The following is a 20493-nucleotide window of genomic DNA, read 5'->3' as shown; positions in this document are numbered from 1 at the left end:
TACCCCTCCCCCATTCTCCCCACCAACCTCCCCTATCTCCCGACGAAAGCCTGATAGGTTATATATGCCTATTCATATAGAAATGCGGGGGCTTGGTATATTCCATTTTCATAGCTCGAAAACCCGGTTTTCCTTTGTGTCAGACAGAAAATCAGAAGACCGGAGATATGGGAACAGAACGTATACGCCAATTCGAAAAAACTATGAAAAAGAGCCTGCTGCTGATGCTGCTGGGCTTAAGCACCGTGCCAGCTTTGGCACAGGCACCGCAGCCCGCTCCGCAGGCTGCACAAGGTATGGCAGCGCCGCGCGGTAATGCCACCATCACGGGTATCGTGCAGGATGCCGACACCAAACAGCCGGTGGAGTTCGCCACGGTGGCGCTCATCAACCTAGCCACGGGCAAGCCGATCGACGGAGCCATGGCCGACGACAAGGGCCGCTTCACCATCAGCAAAATAGCTACTGGTAAATACCGTCTGCAGGTGAGCTTCTTGGGCTACCAGCAGAAGCTTGTGGAAGACGTGGCGGTTACCTCTGATAATGCCAACGTGAATGTGGGTACTGTTGCCATCGCCTCCGACTCCAAAAAGCTGAGCGAGGTCGTGATCACGGGCGAGAAGCCGCTGGTGGAAGAGAAGATTGACCGCACCGTTTATAACGCCGAAAAGGATATCACGAACTCGGGTGGAAATGCCGCCGATGTACTGCAGAAGGTGCCTTCCCTCTCACTGGACAATGACGGGAACGTACAGCTGCGCGGCAGCTCCAACGTGCGCGTGCTCATCAACAACAAACCGTCCGCCATCATGGCTGGCAACGTGGCCGACGCCCTTAAGCAGATCCCCGCTGACCAGATCAAATCCGTGGAAGTAATTACCAGCCCCTCTGCCAAATACGATGCGGAGGGCACGGCCGGTATCATCAACATCATCACCAAAAAAGACGGTGGTCTGCAGGGTGTGACCGGCTCTGTGTCCGTGACAGGCGGTACGCGCGCCAGCAATGGCAACGCCAGCCTGAACATTCGCCGTGGCAAACTGGGCATCAACGGTACCTTCGGGGCCAACACGTTCTACAACCGCGGCAGCATGACCAACACCTTCATCGGTTTCGACAACCCGGAGACGGTGTATGACCCAGCAAATCCTAATATTCCATGGGATGAAAGCTCCTACAACTTCCAGCAGGGCGAAACGCGTCCGCGTGGCGCTTTCATGAACGGCCTGTTGGGCTTCGAGTATGACTTCAATCCTAAGACAAGTCTTTCGGGTGGCTTCCGTACCAATGGCGGCGGTTTTAAACTGACGAACAATCAACAGGTATACTCTGAAAGCTTCCGTGGTATTGAAAGCTTCAGTAACAACATCCTGATGCGCAACGAGCGTATCGGCACGGACTATAACCTTGACTTTGTGCGCTCCTTCAAGAATCCGGGGCAGGAGCTGGCTTTGCTCTCACTTTACTCTGTGACCAATACCGAGAATAACATTGCGCAGGATTTCTTTAACGAAGGAGAGCCAGCCTACCAGCAGAAGCGCAACTTCAACGACGGGGCCAACAAGGAACTTACCTTCCAGGCGGACTATACCCACCCGTTCCAGAACAAGACCATGCTAGAGCTCGGCGGTAAAACGATCTTCCGGGATGTGCTGAGCGACGCGCTGTACCGTGACAGTTTCCTGAGCAGACCGGATTCCATCAGAACCGACGACTTCTTCTATCAGCAGGATGTGTATGCCGCTTATATGACTTACGGCTTCGCTGTTAAAAAGAAGCTGAACGTGAAGCTAGGCGGGCGCTATGAGTACACCGACATCGACGCCGACCTGAAAGGCGACAAACTGGACTATGCCACTTACTACGACAACTTTATCCCGAGCGTGGCCCTGTCTTACAACTACAAGCAGAAGCATACCTTCAAGGCGAACTTCACGCAGCGCATCCAGCGTCCGTCTATGTTCTACCTCAACCCTTACCGCCAAGAGCAGACCTCGAACACTTTTGTGCAGGGTAACGCCAAGCTCGATGCCGAACTGACCGACCTGTACGAACTGGGGTATAGCACCTTCTTCAAAACCACATCGCTGAGCGTGACCGGCTACATGCGTCAGACTGACAATGCCATCGAGCCGATTGCCAGCCTGATCACGGTGGAGGAAGCGGACGGCTCCGAGCGACAGGCGACTTTGCTGACCTTCCAGAACATCGCCAAGAACAAGACCTACGGCATGAGCCTTTTCGGCAACACCAAACCGACCAATGACTGGACCATCGGCGGCAGCTCCAACTTTTACTATGTAGACCTGAACGGTGGCAGTGGCCTGAAAAACAGCGGCTGGATGTATAACATCAACGCGAACTCGTCTTACAGCTTTGGCAAAGGGATAAGCGCCCAGTTCTACGGCGGCTTCAACTCACAGCGCATACAGCTGCTGGGCCGTTTCGCCGCCTTCTCGTACCATGGCCTGTCTGTTAAGAAGGAGCTGTTCGACAAACGTGGTGGCATTACGCTCGGCCTTGACAACCCATTCCGGGAGAACATGCGCATGAAGAACGATGTGTCCGCACCTATCACCGAGACCAACCCGGTTGCCTACGAGCAGCGTGTGCGCATGAACAACTTCAACCGTGGCGTGCGTCTGAGCTTCAACTACAACTTCGGCAAAATGGAGCAGCAGCGTCCGCCGAAACGCAAGCGCTCGATCCGAAACGACGACGCCAAGCAGGGCGAAGGTGGCAACGGCATGAACTAAAAGAATTACCCTGACCCTTTACAAACAGAAAGCCCCTCCGATGTGGAGGGGCTTTCTTTATTTATACTGGCTGAGCCACTGGATGGCTTCGTCTTCGCCCGTGAACATGCGGGTGGGGTTCTTGGGTCTGTTAACCTTTATGTAGAAATTGGCGGCCATTTTCAGCATCGGCGAGCTGACAATGATCGCGCTGGCGACCACCCCTTCGTTGCCTTCGTTGGCCAAGTAGTCGCGGGCCTCTTTGGTGGAGTGCTTCACATGGGTGATGTCAAAAAGGCTTGGGTAGGATTGTCCTCCGGCAAAGTTCAGTCGATCCTGCACGCACAGGCTAGCGAGGTGTATGTCCAGCAACTCAACTTCTTGATACACACAATACAGAATCCCATCTTCTATTGAGAGATCCAGTCGCTCTGTTTTCACAGAAACCGCCTTTTCCACTTTATCAAATGCCGCCATTTTTTCTTTTGTTCGTCCTGTGTTCGGGTGCCTTCCAGCCCATTTGTTTCCTCAGGCAAAAATAAGGCATGGATATAGACAACCTACAGGTTATCACTTTAATTCCCCCTTAAACGTTATATAAAGATAAAAGCTTCTTGAGTAGAGGATAGCATGAAGGGGTAGTGTCGGTTTATGCTAAGAAAATAGCCCCTTGAGGACAAGTGAGAACGGGAGTTTGAGACTTGCGAGCTTGGGACACTAAGGGTATCTCAAGCTAAAAACTATCCCCTTGAGGGGATTATAGGGGTGTCTACATCTGTGAAGAACTACAGCTAGCAGAAGTATTAGATGTTTTCCGTCTAATAGTAACACCCCTATGATCCCCTAAAGGTTAGGGGCCTTTACGCTCTTGGGAATTCTCCCCTTGAGGGGAGCGCAGAGGGGTGTTTACAATTGTGGGTGAATTTACAATTTGCCAATTATTGACAATTTAACTCCGAATTTACACCCCTATAATCCCCTCAAGGGGATAGTCTCAGAGAATGAAACGACCCTGACTACAAAGGAACAGTCTTCAAGTGAACCTAACAACCCTGCCCTTACAAAAGCACAGCTTACAAGCAATCAGATATACTGAAGTGAAAGTACTGAAAGAGAGAATAGAGGAGATCATTACCCTCATTGCCGAAGTGGCAAACGGTAATTTCGATTACAAGCTAACGCCTTCTGACTCAGGGGACGAGCTGGACGCCGTTATTGCCGGTATCAACATGCTTAGCCAAGAGCTAAAGAGCTCCACCGTTTCCCGGGATTTTATGCAGAGCATTTACCGGGGCGTGGCCGACATGCTCCTTGTGCTGAACAAAGACTTCACGATCCGGAATGTGAACGCGTCGCTGGAGGAGGCGCTTGGCTACAAAGAAAGCGAGCTGCAGGGCAATCCGCTCTCGGTTATACTGCACAAAGAGTACCTCCCTGAACTGATCACGCTCATAGAGCTATGCAAGAGCCAGGAAAAATGCCTGAACAAGGAGCTGCTCTTCAGAACCAAGCAGCAGCAGGACATTCCGGTTTCGGCCTCGTTCTCGCATATCCGCAACAATCAAAAAGAGACCGAAGGCGTGCTCATCATCGCCAAAGACATCACCGAGATCAAGAGAACGGAGAAGGCACTCCGCAAGGCCAAGCGAAAAGCGGAGGAGGCCAACGAGGCCAAAAGCAACTTCCTGTCGAGCATGAGCCACGAGATCCGGACGCCGCTCAACGGCATCATGGGCTTTACGGACCTGCTGCTGCAAACAGAACTCAGCGATACCCAGCGGCAGTACATCGACCTGATCAAGACCTCCGGCTCCACGCTCACCAAACTGCTCAACGACATACTGGATCTGCACCGGGTGGAGCAGAATAAGATACACCTCGAGAGCATCCCCTTTCACCTGCGCGAGAGCCTCAGCACCAACCTGCAGCCCTACCAGCACTTGGCTACCACAAAAGCGCTGGCCTTCACGGTGCATTTTGACGCGTCGGTACCGGACTGGGCCATCGGCGACCCTACCCGCATCAACCAAGTGGTCACCAACTTGGTGAGCAACGCCATCAAGTTCACGGATAAAGGCCGCATTGAGGTGCAGTTCCGGGCCGAACTGCTTCCAAAGAACGAGCTCCTGCTCCAGTGCTCCGTCATCGACACAGGTATAGGTATACCGCCCGACAAGCAGGCCATGGTATTTGAGTCTTTCACGCAGTCAGACCAGTCCACGTCGCGCAAGTACGGCGGCTCGGGACTGGGCCTAGCCATCAGCAAAAAGTTAGCGCGGCTGCTGCAGGGCGATCTGCAGGTGGTCAGTCCCCTGCCGGGTCAGCAGAAAGGCTCCATGTTCTGGTTCACGATCCGGCTGCGGCAACTGGAGCCGAGAGCCCCGGCCGCCGAAAAAGCAGCATCCGCAGGCGAGTTCAGGCTTCCGGAGAATACGCGCATACTGGTGGTCGACGACAACGAGATCAATGTCATGCTTTTGGAAACCGTACTCGAAAACTACGGCGCCCAAGTCACCACCGCCCACAGCGGACAGGAAGCCATCGATCTGGTCCGCTCCCAACCTTTCGATCTGGTGTTTCTGGATGTGCAGATGCCCGGCATGAGCGGACTGGAGGCGGCCAAGGTGCTCCGGGCGAACCAGTTCGCAAAACCCATTGTGGCCTTTTCGGCGAGCGCCTACAGCACCGACATAGCCAACAGTCTGGCCGCCGGCATGAACGACTACCTCTGCAAACCCTTCGACCAAAGTGATCTGATCGGGCTGCTTAAAAAGTGGCTTCCACCCCGCCCATAACGCCCACTCGTTTTACCCGTAAACCTAGGTATACTAGTATAAACTTAAAGACTAAAACTATGAACGAGACAGAATATAGAACCAGAGGAAACTGGAACGAGATGAAAGGCAAAATCAAGCAAAGCTACGGCGACCTCACCGACGACGACCTGACTTACGAGGAAGGCCGACAGGACGAGTGGCTGGGCAAACTCCAGCAGAAAACCGGCAAAGCGAAAGGCGATCTGAAGCGATGGATTGATTCGCTGTAAGCCGGAAAGATTCCATCATTGAAACCTCCCCGCATATTGGCTACGGCTTGGTGCGGGGAGGTTTTTGTTTGGGGGGATGAGCGCGAGAAAGCACAGATAAAAAAAAACGTACCGACGTTACACCGTAACGTCGTCATTCCCCCGAGCATTTCCCCGCATCATCCCGTATACAGCTAGCTGAAACCAACATACGCAACACATGCAGGTACTCAGAATCGGCGACCGGGGCGATGACGTCCGGAAATGGCAGTTCTTTTTGATTGGGCAGGGCTTCGACACAGGTATAGCCGACGGCCAATTTGGGGAGCGGACCAAAGCCGCGACCATCGCTTTTCAGTTAGCGCACAGCCTGCAGCCCGATGGCATTGTGGGCAACAAGACCGCAGGTATGGCTATGACCTTGGGCTTCGGCGTGCTGGCCGACGAGCACACAGGCATACTTAGTGCCCACTGGCCTCCGCGCCCGCAATTCCGGCCGCTGCTGAGCCGTGCCGATCGGGCGCGGGTATTCGGGCACTTCAACTTCCTCCCCCACCCTATACCCGGCAACCCTGAGAACATCCGGATCACCGACGGCTGGGACCGCCGCCACATCATACCTGTGCATGTGCCGCAGCTTATACCTGTTAAAGGCAGCGCGACGGTCTACTTCCACCGCTTTGCCGCCGACCAGCTCGTGCAGCTTTGGCGCGATTGGGAACAGGCAAACCTGCTGCACCACGTCCATACTTGGGAAGGGGCCTTTGTGCCGCGCTTCATCCGGGGCAGCCGCTCGGTGCTCAGCAACCACGCTTTCGGCACGGCCTTCGATATCAACTACGCTTGGAACAGGTTGGGCACGCAACCGGCTTTGGTTGGGCAAAAGGGATCAGTTCGCCAGCTCGTACAGATCGCCCACCAGAATGGGTTCTACTGGGGCGGGCATTTTACCCGGCAGGATGGGATGCATTTTGAAGTGGCTTGGGTGGGGTGAGGGTATAATTCGCGATTCGCGAATTGCAAATTGATTGTAAATGGACAGAAACCACCACCCCTTTATCTACTTGGATTACATGTATGTTGAGGTAGCTTAGGTGAATTGAGGATGATTTAGCTTTAGTTATAAAAGCTCAGGACATTAATTAAAATTTAAATCATTTTAATTTTTATTTGAAAATTTTGGCTTTTAAACCTGTAAAGCACTATATTCATACAGCCTATTTTATTAATTATATCTAATACCCTAACAATTACTTTGGTTTATCCCTGACACACTAGATATAGATATTCCTCTTGAGTCCTCAATAAATCATTCCAACCATCTAACAAGACATATATGCATTTAACAGTACGAATGGCATGGCACGACAATAACTGGAACGGTAAAGTATGCTGCAATCCTGAAGGAAATACTTATTGTACAGGCGCACATTCCTTATTATCAGGTCGTATTGAAAAGAATAAAAACACTGAGTACGAAAGCCAAGATGGAGTAAGAGGAGAATATGTTGCCAGCAACTTTCTTCCTACAAGTGTTCCCCCCTGCTACTGGAGTATAAATGCATTCAGCGATCAGGAGTTCTCGGTAGAGCACCATCACGCTTTTAATTGGGTAGAGGAGACCATTCCAGAAGTAGTTAAGAAGAACTCTGTAATCACATGGCCATTTAAGCTCTCATTCGTACACAGTGACATCAAAAAGAAGGCACATGGTAACTATTGGCCCGATTTGGATCAACGGATTGATAATTACATAAACAAATTCAAGCCAAGCGAATCTATTATCTTTTTTTATGCCAACTACGACAATCCTGTTTCTGCTGATGACATGAAGTATCTTTTGCTAGGGTGCTCTGTAATCAGCGAGTTACCTGAACCAAAGCATTTCAATTTTGAAGAAGCCGTATTAAAGAAAATTCGCACGCCCAAACAAAAGAGGGATAAAAAAACAGGGAAGAAATATACAGACCTTACTATGTCTAACTTCCCTACAATGAATTGGATGTTACAATTCACTCATGACCCAGACAAAGCTGTACTGCTCCCCTACCGTGAATATGTAGCTTACACTGAAGCAAATCCAGATACTGAAGAACTCCTCTCAGATGTGAAAGTAATTATTGAGGAAGAGTCTCTAATAAGGGGCTTCAAGTATGTCAGTATGGATATAGATGATGATAAGTGTCTATATTTATTATACAAAATTCGAAAATCCATAAAGAAGATTCAAGACCACAATCAGCAGGTTGTAAAAAGTGGATTAGAGGAAGAGGAAAGTCGTATTGATGACATGATCGCAAAGGTATGGGATAAAAGAGGTATCTATCCATCCCTCGCTAATGTCTTAAATCATTTCTTGGAAGACAACATAAAATCCAGAAAACTTAGCAATTCAATCTACCCTTTGCTTTCTCGGAAATATGATCTGCAAAGCTTTTTTGCGGACATCATCAATGAGGATATACCTGATGAGCTAGAGGCATGGGAAAATGATTTGTTGGACCTAGCTGATGACAGAATTTTTAAAAAGTACTACAAATCATTTGCGAAACTATCTCTCGTTGTTTTGACCAAACATCAAGTCGAGAAGATTATTCAGGATAAAGATTTGCTGAAAGCAATAGAATCTAACCCATACGCTCTTTATGAAGAATATAAAGCAGATGAAGACGATTTAGATAAGCCCGATATGCAGGATGAGCCCATAGATGTGTTCAAAGTCGATATGGGCATGATACCTGATAAGAAGTACATTGATCGTCACAGAAAGCTTCAAGGTCTAAGAGAGGACAGTCCACAGCGTGTTAGATCAGTGATTATAAATTACTTGAAGCGTATGGGAGAAAATGGTCACTGTTATGATTCGGCTCAGGAAGTACTTAAAGATTTATATGAACACCCACTCATTTATAAGAATAACATTGATCTAGATGATGAAGCTCTGTTAAACTTGGATGATGATTACAAATCTCACTTTATTGAAAAGCTTCATATAGTAGAAACAAAAGAGGCAAAATACTTTTATCTGAAGGTTGTAAAGCAATCAGAGGACTTTTTAAAGGAACTAGTATATTCACTTATAAGCAGAAATCCTCACGAACAAAAGAATATAGATGTAGAGACGCATATAAATGATAGCTTAAGTAAACTTGCTAAAGTTGTAAAAACTAATGAGGAGAAAGAACTATTTACAAGTGAAAGGCGGCTTCTATACAAGAATATTTTCGAAAAATCATTTTTCTTATTGACTGGGAAACCAGGTGCTGGAAAGACTTATGAAACTAGTAAAGTTATAGAACACCTCTACAATGCAGGTGAGGAGGTACTTATTTTGGCTCCCACCGGAAAGGCTGCCTTACGTGTCTCAGAAAACATCAAGAGATATACTAACCTCAATAGTATATCTGCCAAGACAATCGACAAGTATATCTTCGAAAACAAATTCGCTTGGATTTATGATGACTGGGAGGGAGCTTTGCATATCCCTGAAGAAGACAAATTAAGTGTAGATAATTTAGTGATTGATGAATCATCTATGCTAGACTTAAATAAGCTGACACTATTACTTTCAATCATTAAATTCTCAGACAAGTATCCTAAGCGCATCATTCTAGTTGGAGATGAAAATCAACTTCCCCCAATAGGGTTTGGCAAACCATTCCACGATATTATAGAGTATGTTCAAGACAATGATGCTTTGGCTAGTAATCACTATATCAACCTCGCATCTAATTGTCGTCAGGAGAATGATGATAAGATATTGAAACTAGCGGAGGCCTTTACTGATAAGACTCGCTGCTATGAAGAGGCCTTTGATATCATTGAAAGTAATGAGGGGAAAGTAAGTGATGGGTTGTTCATATACAAATGGAAAAATCAGAAGACCCTTAATGAGCGTGTTACAGAAGCTTTAGATAAAGTGTTTGACTTAGAGTTAAAAGACTCTGATGCTCTGTCTAACTTTAATAAGCTAAACTTACTATTTGGTTTGTATGACAATGGCAATGTAAATAACCAGGGTTACAATTTTCAGGAAACCTTAAAATTAGAGAATCTCCAAATTTTATCACCTTACCGCACAGGCTATTTTGGCACATTGGGAATTAATAAGCTAATTCAAAAACAATTTAGATTAAAGAATGGCTTTGAAAAAGACAATAACTACTTTCTCAATGGTGACAAGATTATTAGATTATATAACTGGTATAAAGGAAAGGGTGAAAGCAGAAGATTAAATCTATCAAATGGATCAATAGGGGTAGTTAACGCAAAACAAAAGACTTTTAAAAATGATGATGGTGACACCATTAACTACGAAGAGAGAAAATATTATTTTAAAGATTCCGACTACCCTATGCCTTATGTTGATGATGAAGAGAATTTTGATTTAGCTTATGCAATTACAGTTCATAAATCACAAGGGAGCGATTTTAAGAATGTGTTCCTAGTAATACCCAAAAAGCAATCGTTATTAGCTAAAGAGTTAATTTATACTGCATTAACCAGATCAAAATATCGCTTATTTATCTTTGTACAAGATGGTGAAGATAATTTATTGTTGAAGGCAAAGAATAATTCACACTTAATACACCGCAATACCTCTATTTTCAAAACTCCTATCAATAAAAAAGGAAAATTCAGCCCCGAGCATGGAGTAGTTGTATCTTCTAAAATTGAATTTATAATCTATAATGCTTTGCAGAAAAGTGGGTTGAAGTTTAAATACGAAGAGCCTTTAGAGTTAGAGAAACTGAGCTATAAGATTCATCCCGATTTCACTATAATTCTCAGAAATGGCAAGAAGTTATTCTGGGAACATTTAGGAATGCTTGATACTAGAAAGTACTACAACGACTGGCAAGAAAGGCGTAAAAGCTATAACGATCATGGGCTAGAAGATTACCTTATTACAACAGATGATCTGAATGGAGTAAGGCAGGAAAAAATAGCCGAATTGATTGAGCATATTAAAGAACTTTCATTGAAGAACACACCTGAAAATAAGTTTTCTAAACATCATTATGAGTTATACTAGTCTCAATAAACGAGAAGAACTATAGTAAGCTTTTATTGAAAATAGGAAAGAGCAGCATGGGCAGTTCTTTCCTATTTTTTTATCTAACTATACCAGCAGATTTAAAACTAAGATAAATTAACTATGATTGAAGAACTCTACTATCAGCAATATGGAAATGCTAAAGTTACTGCAGCCACAATCGGCATTAGCAAAAATAACTGGACCTCTATAGACCATGCTGATACTAATGATGATCTATACCTGCAGATCATGCAGCAAAACAGATTTAACGTGCTGCCTATCATTGCTGTCGATAGGCAGGCATACGAGTATTTTAAAACAGTTACCCCACACGATTATAGCAAGGCTAACAGGCACCGCATAACTTACAAAGATACCTTACCACTGGATGTCAGTATAAAGGAGCTCATCTGGAGTTTTGCCATGAATGAAAGAGCTTTCTACTTCTTGACCCTCAATGGTAAGATATCGGGCATGGTAACAATAAGCGACTTGAATAACCGGCATGTTCAAATATTTATTTTCGGCCTGATTTGCGAATTAGAAAGGTCCTTGAGCGAATTCATCAAAAAGCACTTATCTGAAGAGCTGATTTTTGACTACTTACAGGCTAAAGCGGTTAATGACGAATATCTACAGAAGAATCTTACAAAATACATAGAGCTCAGAGATGCAGACTTGGATGCAGATATTACAGAGTACTTTTTTCTTAAAGACTTTTTTAAAATTATTAAAAAGTTTAAGCTCTACAAACCGCTAGGATATAGCAGGACCGAATGGGAAAGTGTAGATTCTACAAATGAGCTAAGAAACAGTGTAGCCCACCCAACCAGAAGTTTGATTAGCAAGGAACAACCTATTGATAAGCTACAATCACGGCTAGAGCGGGTTGATGATCTACTCTTCAGGCTAAAGCACCAACAAGTATAAATTGCCACCTTTTGATTATACAGCCCAAAAGTGTTTAACCTCAAACTCTTCATAATACAAAAAACTATAAGAATAACTATTATTTAGTTTTCTTTATTTACATTACTTTCACGCTATAAAGCGTGAAAGTAAAATGACTACACATAAACTTACCTTACCCAAATTAGAATCCCTCCTACTCAAAGCCTGCGATATCTTGCGTGGCAACATGGATGCATCTGAGTTTAAGGAGCATATCTTCGGAATGCTGTTCCTGAAGCGTTTGTCTGACAAGTTTGAGGAAGACAGAGCAGCCTTGCGAAAAGGTTATGAAGCACAGAACCTGAAAGAAGAACTGATACAGGTACAGCTAAACAACCCAAGCAAATACCACTTTTATATTCCGGAGCAGTCGCTTTGGCACAACATCCGTCACCTGAAAAAGGACGTAGGCACGGCACTAAACAAAGCCTTGGCCGCCATTGAAGATGCGAACCCGGAAACGCTGCAAGATGTGCTGAAGGGTATTAACTACAACAAAAAAATTGGGCAGAAGGCCTTGGATGATGCCAAGCTGGTGGAGTTTATCCAGCACTTCGAGCACATTCCGCTTAAGGATTCGAACTTCGAATTCCCGGATTTGCTGGGTGCTGCTTACGAATACCTGATTAAGTACTTTGCCGACAGTGCTGGCAAGAAAGGTGGCGAGTTCTATACCCCTGCTGAGGTGGTACGCTTACTGGTAACTATACTGGAGCCGACACAGGGCATGCATATCTACGACCCAACTGTGGGTTCGGGCGGTATGTTGATCCAGAGCAAGAACTATGTAGAGGAAATGGGCGGAAACACCCGTGACCTGTCCCTATATGGCCAGGAGCTCAACGGAACAACTTGGGCACTTTGCCGGATGAACATGTTGTTGCATGGCTTCCGGTCTGCTGACATCCGCAACGAAGATACGCTCAAGAACCCGATGCACCTGACCGAGAATGGAGAGCTGCGCCGCTACGACCGCGTAATTGCGAACCCGCCCTTCAGCCAGAACTATAGCGCAAAGGAGATGCAGCACAAAGACCGCTTTAAATTTTGGATGCCGGAAAGCGGCAAGAAGGGCGACTTTATGTTTGTGCAGCACATGGTAAGCACCCTTAAAACCACAGGCCGTATGGCGGTGGTAATGCCACACGGGGTACTGTTCCGGGGCGGTGAGGAGAAAGCCTGCCGTACTTGGCTTGTGCAAAGAGGATTACTGGAAGCTGTTATTGGCTTGCCGCCGGGGCTGTTCTACGGTACCGGTATACCTGCCTGTGTGCTGGTGGTAAACAAGCAGAACGCTGCCGACCGCAAAGAGGTGCTGTTCATTAACGCAGACAAAGAATACAAAGAAGGCAAGGCCCAAAACAAGCTGCGCCCCGAAGATATAGAGAAGATAAACTACGTGTATCATAACCGCCAGCAGGTGGAGAAGTACGCGAGACTGGTTTCTCACCTGGAGCTTGCACAAGAAGACTTTAACCTGAACATCCGCCGCTACGTGGACAACTCCCCTGCCCCGGAGCCGCACAACGTGCATGCGCACCTGAACGGCGGTATACCTGCCAGCGAGGTGGAGGCACTGCAACAGAACGGCATGGCTCACTACAATGGTCTGAAAGAAGACTTGTTCTGCGACCTGAAGCCGGGCTACCTGCAGTTCCACCCGCACATCAGCGAGAAGGAAAACATAAAGCCACTTGTGGAGTCGCACACGGGTGTGGCAGAAGTGCTGCAGCAGTATGATTCCATGTTTGGGTTGTGGTGGGCTGATTACCAGCAGGAGCTACAGCAGCTGCCAACTGGCAAAAAATTACACGAAGTGAAGCAGCAGGGTTACAATACGCTGGTGGAGTTCTTTCAGCCTTTGCCAATGCTAAGCGGCTCGCAGTTGCGTGGTGCTTTTGCCGGTTTCTGGAGCGACCTGAACAGCGACCTGAAATCGGTGGCGGCCAGCGGCTGGGGACCAGAGCTTATACCTGATGCCGACATACTGGCCTCGCAGTTTCCGGAGCAGCTTGAGAAGATAGAGCAGTACAAAGCTCGCATAACTGAGATAGAGGGCACCTTGGAAGAAGCCGAAGTGGAAGATTACGACTGGGAAAACAGCGAAAGCGGTGCTCTGCCTAAGAACCAACTGAAAGACCTGAAGGCAAAAGCCAAGACAGATAAAAGTATAAAAGCGCTGGTGGCAAAGCATGAGAACCTGACCAAAGAGCTGAAGACGCTAAAGGCAGACATCAGCATGATAGAGAAGAAGAAAGACGAGCTGGTAGAAGCAGCCCGCCAAAAAATAACACCTGCCGATGCTGAAGAGCTGATACTGCAGCGTTGGCAGAATGTTTTATGGGCAGGCCTGCAAATGCACCTGAAGCAAAACCAGATGGAGGTGCTGGCACAACTGGAAAAATTGTTTGAGAAGTATCAGGTGAACCTGAAAGAGCTTTTAAGCAGCAGGGAAGAAGAACAGGTTATTTTACATGAATTTTTAGTGGAGTTGGGTTATGAATAAGCGTGTAAAAGATTATTTAGAAATAGATAAGAAAGGAATACAGCCGAACTTCTTTCCCAACGAAGCTTTTTGTTATTATAGCTTACCAGACTTCGATTTAAATGGAAAGCCAAGTATAGCATTAGGTAAAGAAATCGAGAGCAACAAATTCTTAGTAGAGGCTGGTTCAATATTGATTTCAAAGCTAAATCCACGAATCAAAAGGGTTTGGTTAGCTGATCACGTAGATAAAAAAAGAAGAGTCTCCTCAACAGAATTTGTTGTCTTAAGACCTAAAGAAACTGCTGATCCAACTTACTTCTATTACTATTTACAACAGGACAACCTTTACAAACAGCTTGAGTCTAACGCTATTGGTTCTACAAACAGCCACGTAAGATTTAAACCTGAATTTCTAACAACAATAAAGGTAAATATTCCTAAGCTTAGGGTACAGCAGAAAATAGCCAAAATCCTGCGGACGGTTGATGGGCAGATTGAGAAGACGGAGGCTATCATTGCTAAGTATAAAGTTATCAAGCAAGGGCTTATGCAGGACCTCTTCACCCGAGGTATAGACGTGGCCACAGGCAAACTCCGTCCCCCCTACCAAGACGCTCCTGAACTATACAAACCTTCTCCGCTGGGTATGATTCCGAAGGAGTGGGATGTGCAAAAGTTAAATGAATTGACGAACCTTATTATCGATGGCACTCATTTCACTCCTAAATATACAGAGAGGGGCGTGCCTTTTTTAAGAGTTACAGACATTCAACAAGATGAAGTCGACAAGAAAAGGATAAAATTCATCTCTGAAGAAGAGCACCAACTTCTGACAAAAAGGTGTAAACCGGAGATAGATGATATACTCCTGTCTAAAAACGGCACAATAGGCATAACTAAGGTAGTGGACTGGGATTGGGAATTCTCAGTATTTGTAAGCCTTTGTTTGATAAAGCCCAAACACAGGCTGATTTTGAGCAACTTCTTGAGCAATCAAATAAGCAGCTTTGTTGTGTTTGAACAAATCAGACGCCGATCTAAGCAAGGGACTGTTACCAACCTTCATTTAGAAGAAATTAGAGAGTTCGATATTCTACTACCTCACAATAAGCTGGAGCAAGAAAAAATTACGGAAAGAATTCTTCTCATTGTTTCAACAATAAGAAACGAGGAAAACAACCTGAAAAAGTTAATACAAATTAAAAGAGGTCTAATGTCTGATCTGCTTTCAGGCAAAATACGCGTGCAGGTAGATGAGGAAGTTATCTTCAATTAAGTATCACTAAATGTGTCATCAAAACCTATAATTTGGTAATCAGCGAAAACGCAATTATGAAACAAACAACATATAATCCTTCTGGGCATAAGGGTAACCAGCCAGTAAGAGTATTATCATTAAATGTTACCGAATGGTTTGAAAACACTTATCCTCAATTTAAAGAAGATATACTTGAAAAAGCAATAAAGGAAAAAGGGCTTTATGAAGAAATAAGACTTATAGAAAGAGAAGAAAAAATAGGTGATCCGGCTTTTGTAGGAAGCTACAAGGTAATATCAATTGAAGAATCATTTCTATCTTATTTGTGGTCACTTTCTTATTCTCTTGTAGTTCTTTTTGACGAAAATATACACAAGCCTCAAACAATAGAGAATTATACACTTGATAGTAAGGCACAACATCTAATCAATGAAGCCTTAAAGTTGTTTGATTATGGTTTTTCATTAATGTATAATTTTAACTATTGGGATAAGAATCTGCCTAATCCTGAGGAATTTGACCCAGCTGCCAATGAATACATTGAAAAAGCTAATGGTGTTTATTTAAATGCAGTAAACTATGTGCTTCTACATGAACTTGCTCATGTAGATTTAGGACATATAGACAATGACATCCTTAATTCAGAAAAAGGAATAAAAACACCAGAGTCAGAAATAAAGCAAGATGAATATCATGCGGATAAATATGCATTTGAAAGAATCATGCAAGGCTCGGACTATCTAACTAATAAACATACTGTTAGTGTGGGGATCATTGCAGGAATTTGCTCATTCATCTTTTTTAGCGCAGAGATGGGTGGCGGAGATCATCCAGACCCTGACGAGCGCTTAAAAATAGCGTTGGAGTCTCTAGATTTAGAGGAAGAAGATAACTTGTGGGGTATGGCATGTCTAGCATTTAAATTGTGGTCGATTAAACATAAAATTGATTTAGGTTGGCCAGTAAAGGTTGATACTTATAGGGATTTGTTTTATTTGACATTGACCAGAATAGAAGCACTAAAACAGTAAGGAATACTTTCTAAACCTTATAATCAAAGCCATACTAGCTATGACAGAACATACTTTAGTAGAGCAACCCTTCTTGAAGCAGCTGGAGAACCTCGGCTGGCAGGTATACGAGCAGCAGTCTAGTATACCTACAGATGCAACACTCTCGCTGCGCACCAACTTTAAAGAAGTGCTGTTACCGAGCGTGCTGAAGAAAGCTCTACAAAGTATAAACCTGGATGAGGATGGGCAGCCTTGGCTCAGCGATAAGCAGGTAGACGAGCTCTACAACGAGATCAGCGACTTCGGGCGCATGCATTTGCTGGAGGCTAACAAAAGCTTCACGCACACGCTACTCAATAACAGCCTCCGCGCCGATTACCACGACGACCCAGCCGATCCACGTCCTGTCAAACTCATAGATTTCGACCACCCCGAGCGCAACAGCTTTATTGCCATCAACCAGTTTAAGGTAGATACGCCGGGGCTGGCAAAGGCCTGTATCATACCCGATGTGGTGCTGTTCGTGAACGGCCTGCCGCTTGTAGTAGTAGAGTGTAAGAACACCAACGCCTTTACCACCAACCCGCTGCACGAGGCCCTGAAGCAGTTGCAGCGCTACAGCAACCAGCGCCCTTCTACGCATGCTGCCGGCCTAAAGGAAGGTGAAGAAAGCCTGTTCTGGTACAACCAGATCTGCGTAGCCACCTACGGAGACAAAGCCTGCTACGGCACTATCACCAGTCTGGACGAGCAATTCTTTTCTGAGTGGAAGTACATTTACCCCGAAGCTTACCAAAACTACATCAAGCCGCTTGACTTGGAGCGCAGCCAGGAGCGGCTGGTGCAGGGCATTCTCCCTCCTTCCACCTTGCTGGATATTGTCCGCAGCTTTACCTTGTTCATGCCTGTAGGTGGCGGCAAAGAAGCCAAAATTGTATGTCGCTATCAGCAGTACCGCGCCGTGGGCAAGATAGTAGAGCGCCTGAAAACAGGCCAGACGCCGTTGGAGCGCTCAGGTGTGGTGTGGCACACGCAAGGCTCAGGCAAGAGCTTAACCATGGTCATGCTCATTAAAAAGCTGCGCACTGAACCACAACTTAAAGACTTTAAAGTGCTGCTCGTAAACGACCGCACTGACCTGGAAGATCAGCTGGGCGACACCGCCATGCTCACCGGCGAGAAGATAGATTATATCGAAAGTATTAAAGACGTAAAACCAAAGCTCTCCACCCCTACCAGTAATGCGGTGATGGTGATGATGCACAAGTTTCAAACAAAGGAGTATAAGCTGACAGGTATAGCCGGCGAGATACTAAGCCACGCAGCAGAGCCACTAAAACACTACAACGTGTTCGGAGAGGTTAACCCATCAGATAAAATCCTGATTCTGATTGACGAAGCACACCGCACACAAAGCAGCGACCTTGGCAACAACCTGTTCGAAGCTTTCCCCAATACCAGCATAATAGCCTTTACCGGTACCCCGCTCATAACAGAGCGCCACAAAAGAAAAACACACGACCGCTTCGGCGGCTATATAGACAAGTACCGTCTCCGTGATGCCGTAAACGACGGGGCCACCATCCCAATCCTTTACGAAGGGCGTCAACCTGACAATGCTATCAATGATAAAATCGGCCTGGACCAAAAGTTTGAAGAAGCCTTCGGCAGCAAAGAGCAGAAAGAGAAAGAGCTGATTAAGCGCAGGTACGCCATCGGCAGCGATTTAAGGGAAGCAGAAGAGCACATTGCAGCCGTAGCCAAGGATATTGTCAACCACTACACCGAGAATATCCTGCCCAACGGTTTCAAAGCCCAGGTAGTAACAAGCTCAGTGCTGGCAGCCGTGCGCTATAAAACTGCTCTACTCAATGCTATACAGGCCAAGATAGCTACTGAGAAAGCAGCAGCTAAGCCAGATGATGAACTCATTAAAAAGCTCGAGTTCCTGCAGGTATACGCGGTAGTATCCGGACAGGGCACCAACGAAGAAACCATCATTACGCTGGCCCGCAAAGAAGCCGCTACAGCTAACGCTGTAGATAATTTCAAGAAAGCCTTTAACCATGAGAAACCGGAAACAGGCGTCGCTTTCCTGGTAGTCTGCGATATGCTACTGACTGGCTTTGATGCTCCGGTTGAACAGGTGATGTACTTGGACAAGAAGCTGAAGGAGCATAACCTGCTGCAGGCCATTGCCCGCGTAAACCGTACCTACAAAGGCAAAACCCGTGGCTATGTAATAGACTACGCCACCAACACCCAAAACCTGCAGGAAGCCCTTAGCATTTATAACAAAGATGAGGTTCAGGAGATTATTGATAACCTCAAAGGTGTGGAAACAGAGATACCCATATTGGAGTCACGCTACCGCAGGCTGATTCAGCTCTTTGAAGGCAAAGGTGTAAAGAACATAGAACAATACCTCACCCAACAGATAAAGGACATCCCTACTCTGCTCAAGATACAGGAGCAATGCATAGAGCTGGCCGAAGACATCAAGTTCCGCTCCAGCTTCGACGTATACCTAAAGCAGTTCATGGAGAGTATGGACATCGTTCTTCCCCGTCCTGCAGCTTCTCCTTACCGCATACCGGCCAAGCAACTGGGCCACTTGCAGATACTTATCCGCAACCGCTACAAAGACGACACTATCAACATAGAAGGTGCCGGTGAGAAAATCCGCCAGCTCATAAACGAGCACCTTATCAGCCTGGGTATCAACCCGAAGATTCCGCCGGTGGAACTGCTTTCCAAGGACTTCATGAAAGAAGCCAAAAAGAATAGCAACCCCAAAGCCGTGGCCTCTGAAATGGAGCATGCTAGCCGCAAGCACATCAAGGTAAATCTGGACGATGACCCAGCCTTCTACACCAAGCTGAGCGAACGCTTGGAGAAGCTTCTGAAACAGCACCTGGATGACTGGGCAGCGATGGTGAAAGCTTTGGAAGACCTTCGCAATGAAGCCTCAAGCGGCCGAAAAGAAGGTATTGCAGGTTTATCAGCTACTGAGGCGCCGTTTTATGACTTGATGATGCAGACCGCATTCAAAGGCAAAACCCCAACAGCAGAAGATGAAGTGAAAGCAAAGGCTGCGCTGAAGGAAGCGGTAAAGAAAATGCGGGAGACCATTAAATTTGCCAGCTTCTGGGAAAAGGGCAGTGAAATTAAATCATTGAACGGAGAGCTTTCAGACATTCTGCTCTATTCCGATTTGATGCCGCTCATTACCAACAGCGAGAAAATTATAAATGACCTACTGGATCTTGCCAGGCGAAGACACAACGAGTTGATACATGAAGAGCAGCAAGCACCTAATCCAGTACAATCTTAAGCGAAGTCAACGCAAAACCGTCAGCATTTACGTGGAGCGTGACGGCGAGGTAATGGTTATGGCTCCCAAAGAGCTTTCCGATACTGCTATAGACGAACTGGTGGATAGTAAGGCAGCTTCCATTTTTAAGCACCAGGCCCAGTTGGAAGAATTGAACCTGGTAAAGAAAACTCGTGAACCAGTAAATGGTGAAAGCTACCTGTACTTAGGCCGTAACTACAGATTGGAGCTGGTGGAGCAGCAGGAAGCACCTCTAAAGCTTAAGGATGGTTATTTTCTACTCCAAAAGAAGCATGCCCCTAAAGCTGATCAGATTTTCAAGCAGTATTACAAAGAGAAAGGCACCAAACGCATTCCCGAACGGGTGCGCTACTACGAAAAACTGATGGGCCTTACCACCTGCGAAATCCGCATTATGGAGCTGCAGAACCGCTGGGCCAGCTGCAACACCAAAGGCGACCTTAACTTCCACTGGAAATGCATGATGGCCCCACTCAAAGTGCTGGACTACATCATCGTACATGAACTCGCCCATCTGATCTACGCCAACCACTCCGAAGCCTTCTGGAATGAGGTAGACAAAGTGATGCCGGATTACCGGGAGCGGAAGAACTGGCTACGGGTGAATGGGGCTGGGATGGATTTGTAATC

The 20493-nt window shown here is 46.2% G+C and carries 12 protein-coding genes; 11 read left to right on the top strand and 1 reads right to left on the bottom strand.

All coding sequences use genetic code 11. From position 1 onward, the window contains the following. Positions 1 to 203: 203 nt before the first annotated feature. Positions 204 to 2756, top strand: a complete 2553-nt coding sequence (locus Q1A04_RS14785; RefSeq protein ID WP_299707520.1) for a TonB-dependent receptor — start codon at positions 204 to 206, stop codon at positions 2754 to 2756. Positions 2757 to 2813: 57 nt separating this feature from the next. Here the strand turns inward: Q1A04_RS14785 and Q1A04_RS14780 are convergent, their stop codons facing one another. Next, positions 2814 to 3212 (bottom strand): hypothetical protein, encoded by a 399-nt coding sequence (locus Q1A04_RS14780; RefSeq protein ID WP_299707517.1) that lies wholly within the window; start codon positions 3210 to 3212, stop codon positions 2814 to 2816. A 620-nt stretch (positions 3213 to 3832) separates the two neighbouring features. Here Q1A04_RS14780 and Q1A04_RS14775 point away from each other — a divergent pair. From Q1A04_RS14775 to Q1A04_RS14730, 10 genes are all read left to right on the top strand, one after another. Beyond that, positions 3833 to 5530 carry a response regulator gene (locus tag Q1A04_RS14775; protein ID WP_299707514.1) on the top strand — a complete coding sequence of 566 codons (1698 nt, stop codon included), beginning with the start codon at positions 3833 to 3835 and terminating at the stop codon, positions 5528 to 5530. A 59-nt stretch (positions 5531 to 5589) separates the two neighbouring features. Then, positions 5590 to 5781: a CsbD family protein gene (locus Q1A04_RS14770; protein WP_299707511.1), complete on the top strand. Its 192-nt coding sequence runs from the start codon at positions 5590 to 5592 to the stop codon at positions 5779 to 5781. Between the two features lie 199 nt (positions 5782 to 5980). Further along, complete coding sequence (locus Q1A04_RS14765) at positions 5981 to 6754, top strand: M15 family metallopeptidase (protein WP_299707508.1); 774 nt, start codon at positions 5981 to 5983, stop codon at positions 6752 to 6754. Between the two features lie 360 nt (positions 6755 to 7114). After that, positions 7115 to 10795 carry an ATP-dependent RecD-like DNA helicase gene (locus Q1A04_RS14760; protein ID WP_299707505.1) on the top strand — a complete coding sequence of 1227 codons (3681 nt, stop codon included), beginning with the start codon at positions 7115 to 7117 and terminating at the stop codon, positions 10793 to 10795. 123 nt (positions 10796 to 10918) lie between these two features. After that, the gene (locus Q1A04_RS14755; RefSeq protein WP_299707503.1) at positions 10919 to 11728 is read left to right on the top strand and encodes a hypothetical protein; all 810 of its coding nucleotides are present in this window, start codon (positions 10919 to 10921) and stop codon (positions 11726 to 11728) included. A gap of 133 nt (positions 11729 to 11861) precedes the next feature. Further along, entirely contained in the window at positions 11862 to 14255 is a 2394-nt protein-coding gene (locus Q1A04_RS14750) for an N-6 DNA methylase (RefSeq protein ID WP_299707500.1), read from the top strand. Further along, positions 14248 to 15513, top strand: a complete 1266-nt coding sequence (locus tag Q1A04_RS14745) for a restriction endonuclease subunit S (protein WP_299707497.1) — start codon at positions 14248 to 14250, stop codon at positions 15511 to 15513. The genes Q1A04_RS14750 and Q1A04_RS14745 overlap by 8 nt, the downstream gene beginning before the upstream one ends. A gap of 56 nt (positions 15514 to 15569) precedes the next feature. Further along, positions 15570 to 16526, top strand: coding sequence for a phage exclusion protein Lit family protein (locus tag Q1A04_RS14740; protein WP_299707494.1), 957 nt, complete (start codon positions 15570 to 15572; stop codon positions 16524 to 16526). 40 nt (positions 16527 to 16566) lie between these two features. Beyond that, positions 16567 to 19842 carry an HsdR family type I site-specific deoxyribonuclease gene (locus Q1A04_RS14735; RefSeq protein ID WP_299707491.1) on the top strand — a complete coding sequence of 1092 codons (3276 nt, stop codon included), beginning with the start codon at positions 16567 to 16569 and terminating at the stop codon, positions 19840 to 19842. Continuing rightward, on the top strand, positions 19805 to 20491 hold the full coding sequence (locus Q1A04_RS14730; protein WP_299707488.1) for a SprT family zinc-dependent metalloprotease: 687 nt from the start codon (positions 19805 to 19807) through the stop codon (positions 20489 to 20491). The genes Q1A04_RS14735 and Q1A04_RS14730 overlap by 38 nt, the downstream gene beginning before the upstream one ends. Positions 20492 to 20493 lie beyond the last annotated feature (2 nt).

Source organism: uncultured Pontibacter sp., from assembly GCF_947499215.1.
Taxonomy (GTDB): Bacteria; Bacteroidota; Bacteroidia; order Cytophagales; family Hymenobacteraceae; genus Pontibacter.
Note: the sequence above shows the minus strand (reverse complement) of the source record. Positions and strands in the feature narration are given on the sequence as shown.

Coding starts and splice junctions, on each gene's coding strand:
- Q1A04_RS14750 (WP_299707500.1), top strand. CDS start 11,862: ATGACTACACATAAACTTACCTTACCCAAATTAGAATCCCTCCTACTC.
- Q1A04_RS14755 (WP_299707503.1), top strand. CDS start 10,919: ATGATTGAAGAACTCTACTATCAGCAATATGGAAATGCTAAAGTTACT.
- Q1A04_RS14785 (WP_299707520.1), top strand. CDS start 204: ATGAAAAAGAGCCTGCTGCTGATGCTGCTGGGCTTAAGCACCGTGCCA.
- Q1A04_RS14730 (WP_299707488.1), top strand. CDS start 19,805: ATGAAGAGCAGCAAGCACCTAATCCAGTACAATCTTAAGCGAAGTCAA.
- Q1A04_RS14735 (WP_299707491.1), top strand. CDS start 16,567: ATGACAGAACATACTTTAGTAGAGCAACCCTTCTTGAAGCAGCTGGAG.
- Q1A04_RS14770 (WP_299707511.1), top strand. CDS start 5,590: ATGAACGAGACAGAATATAGAACCAGAGGAAACTGGAACGAGATGAAA.
- Q1A04_RS14760 (WP_299707505.1), top strand. CDS start 7,115: ATGGCATGGCACGACAATAACTGGAACGGTAAAGTATGCTGCAATCCT.
- Q1A04_RS14740 (WP_299707494.1), top strand. CDS start 15,570: ATGAAACAAACAACATATAATCCTTCTGGGCATAAGGGTAACCAGCCA.
- Q1A04_RS14780 (WP_299707517.1), bottom strand. CDS start 3,212: ATGGCGGCATTTGATAAAGTGGAAAAGGCGGTTTCTGTGAAAACAGAG.
- Q1A04_RS14745 (WP_299707497.1), top strand. CDS start 14,248: ATGAATAAGCGTGTAAAAGATTATTTAGAAATAGATAAGAAAGGAATA.
- Q1A04_RS14765 (WP_299707508.1), top strand. CDS start 5,981: ATGCAGGTACTCAGAATCGGCGACCGGGGCGATGACGTCCGGAAATGG.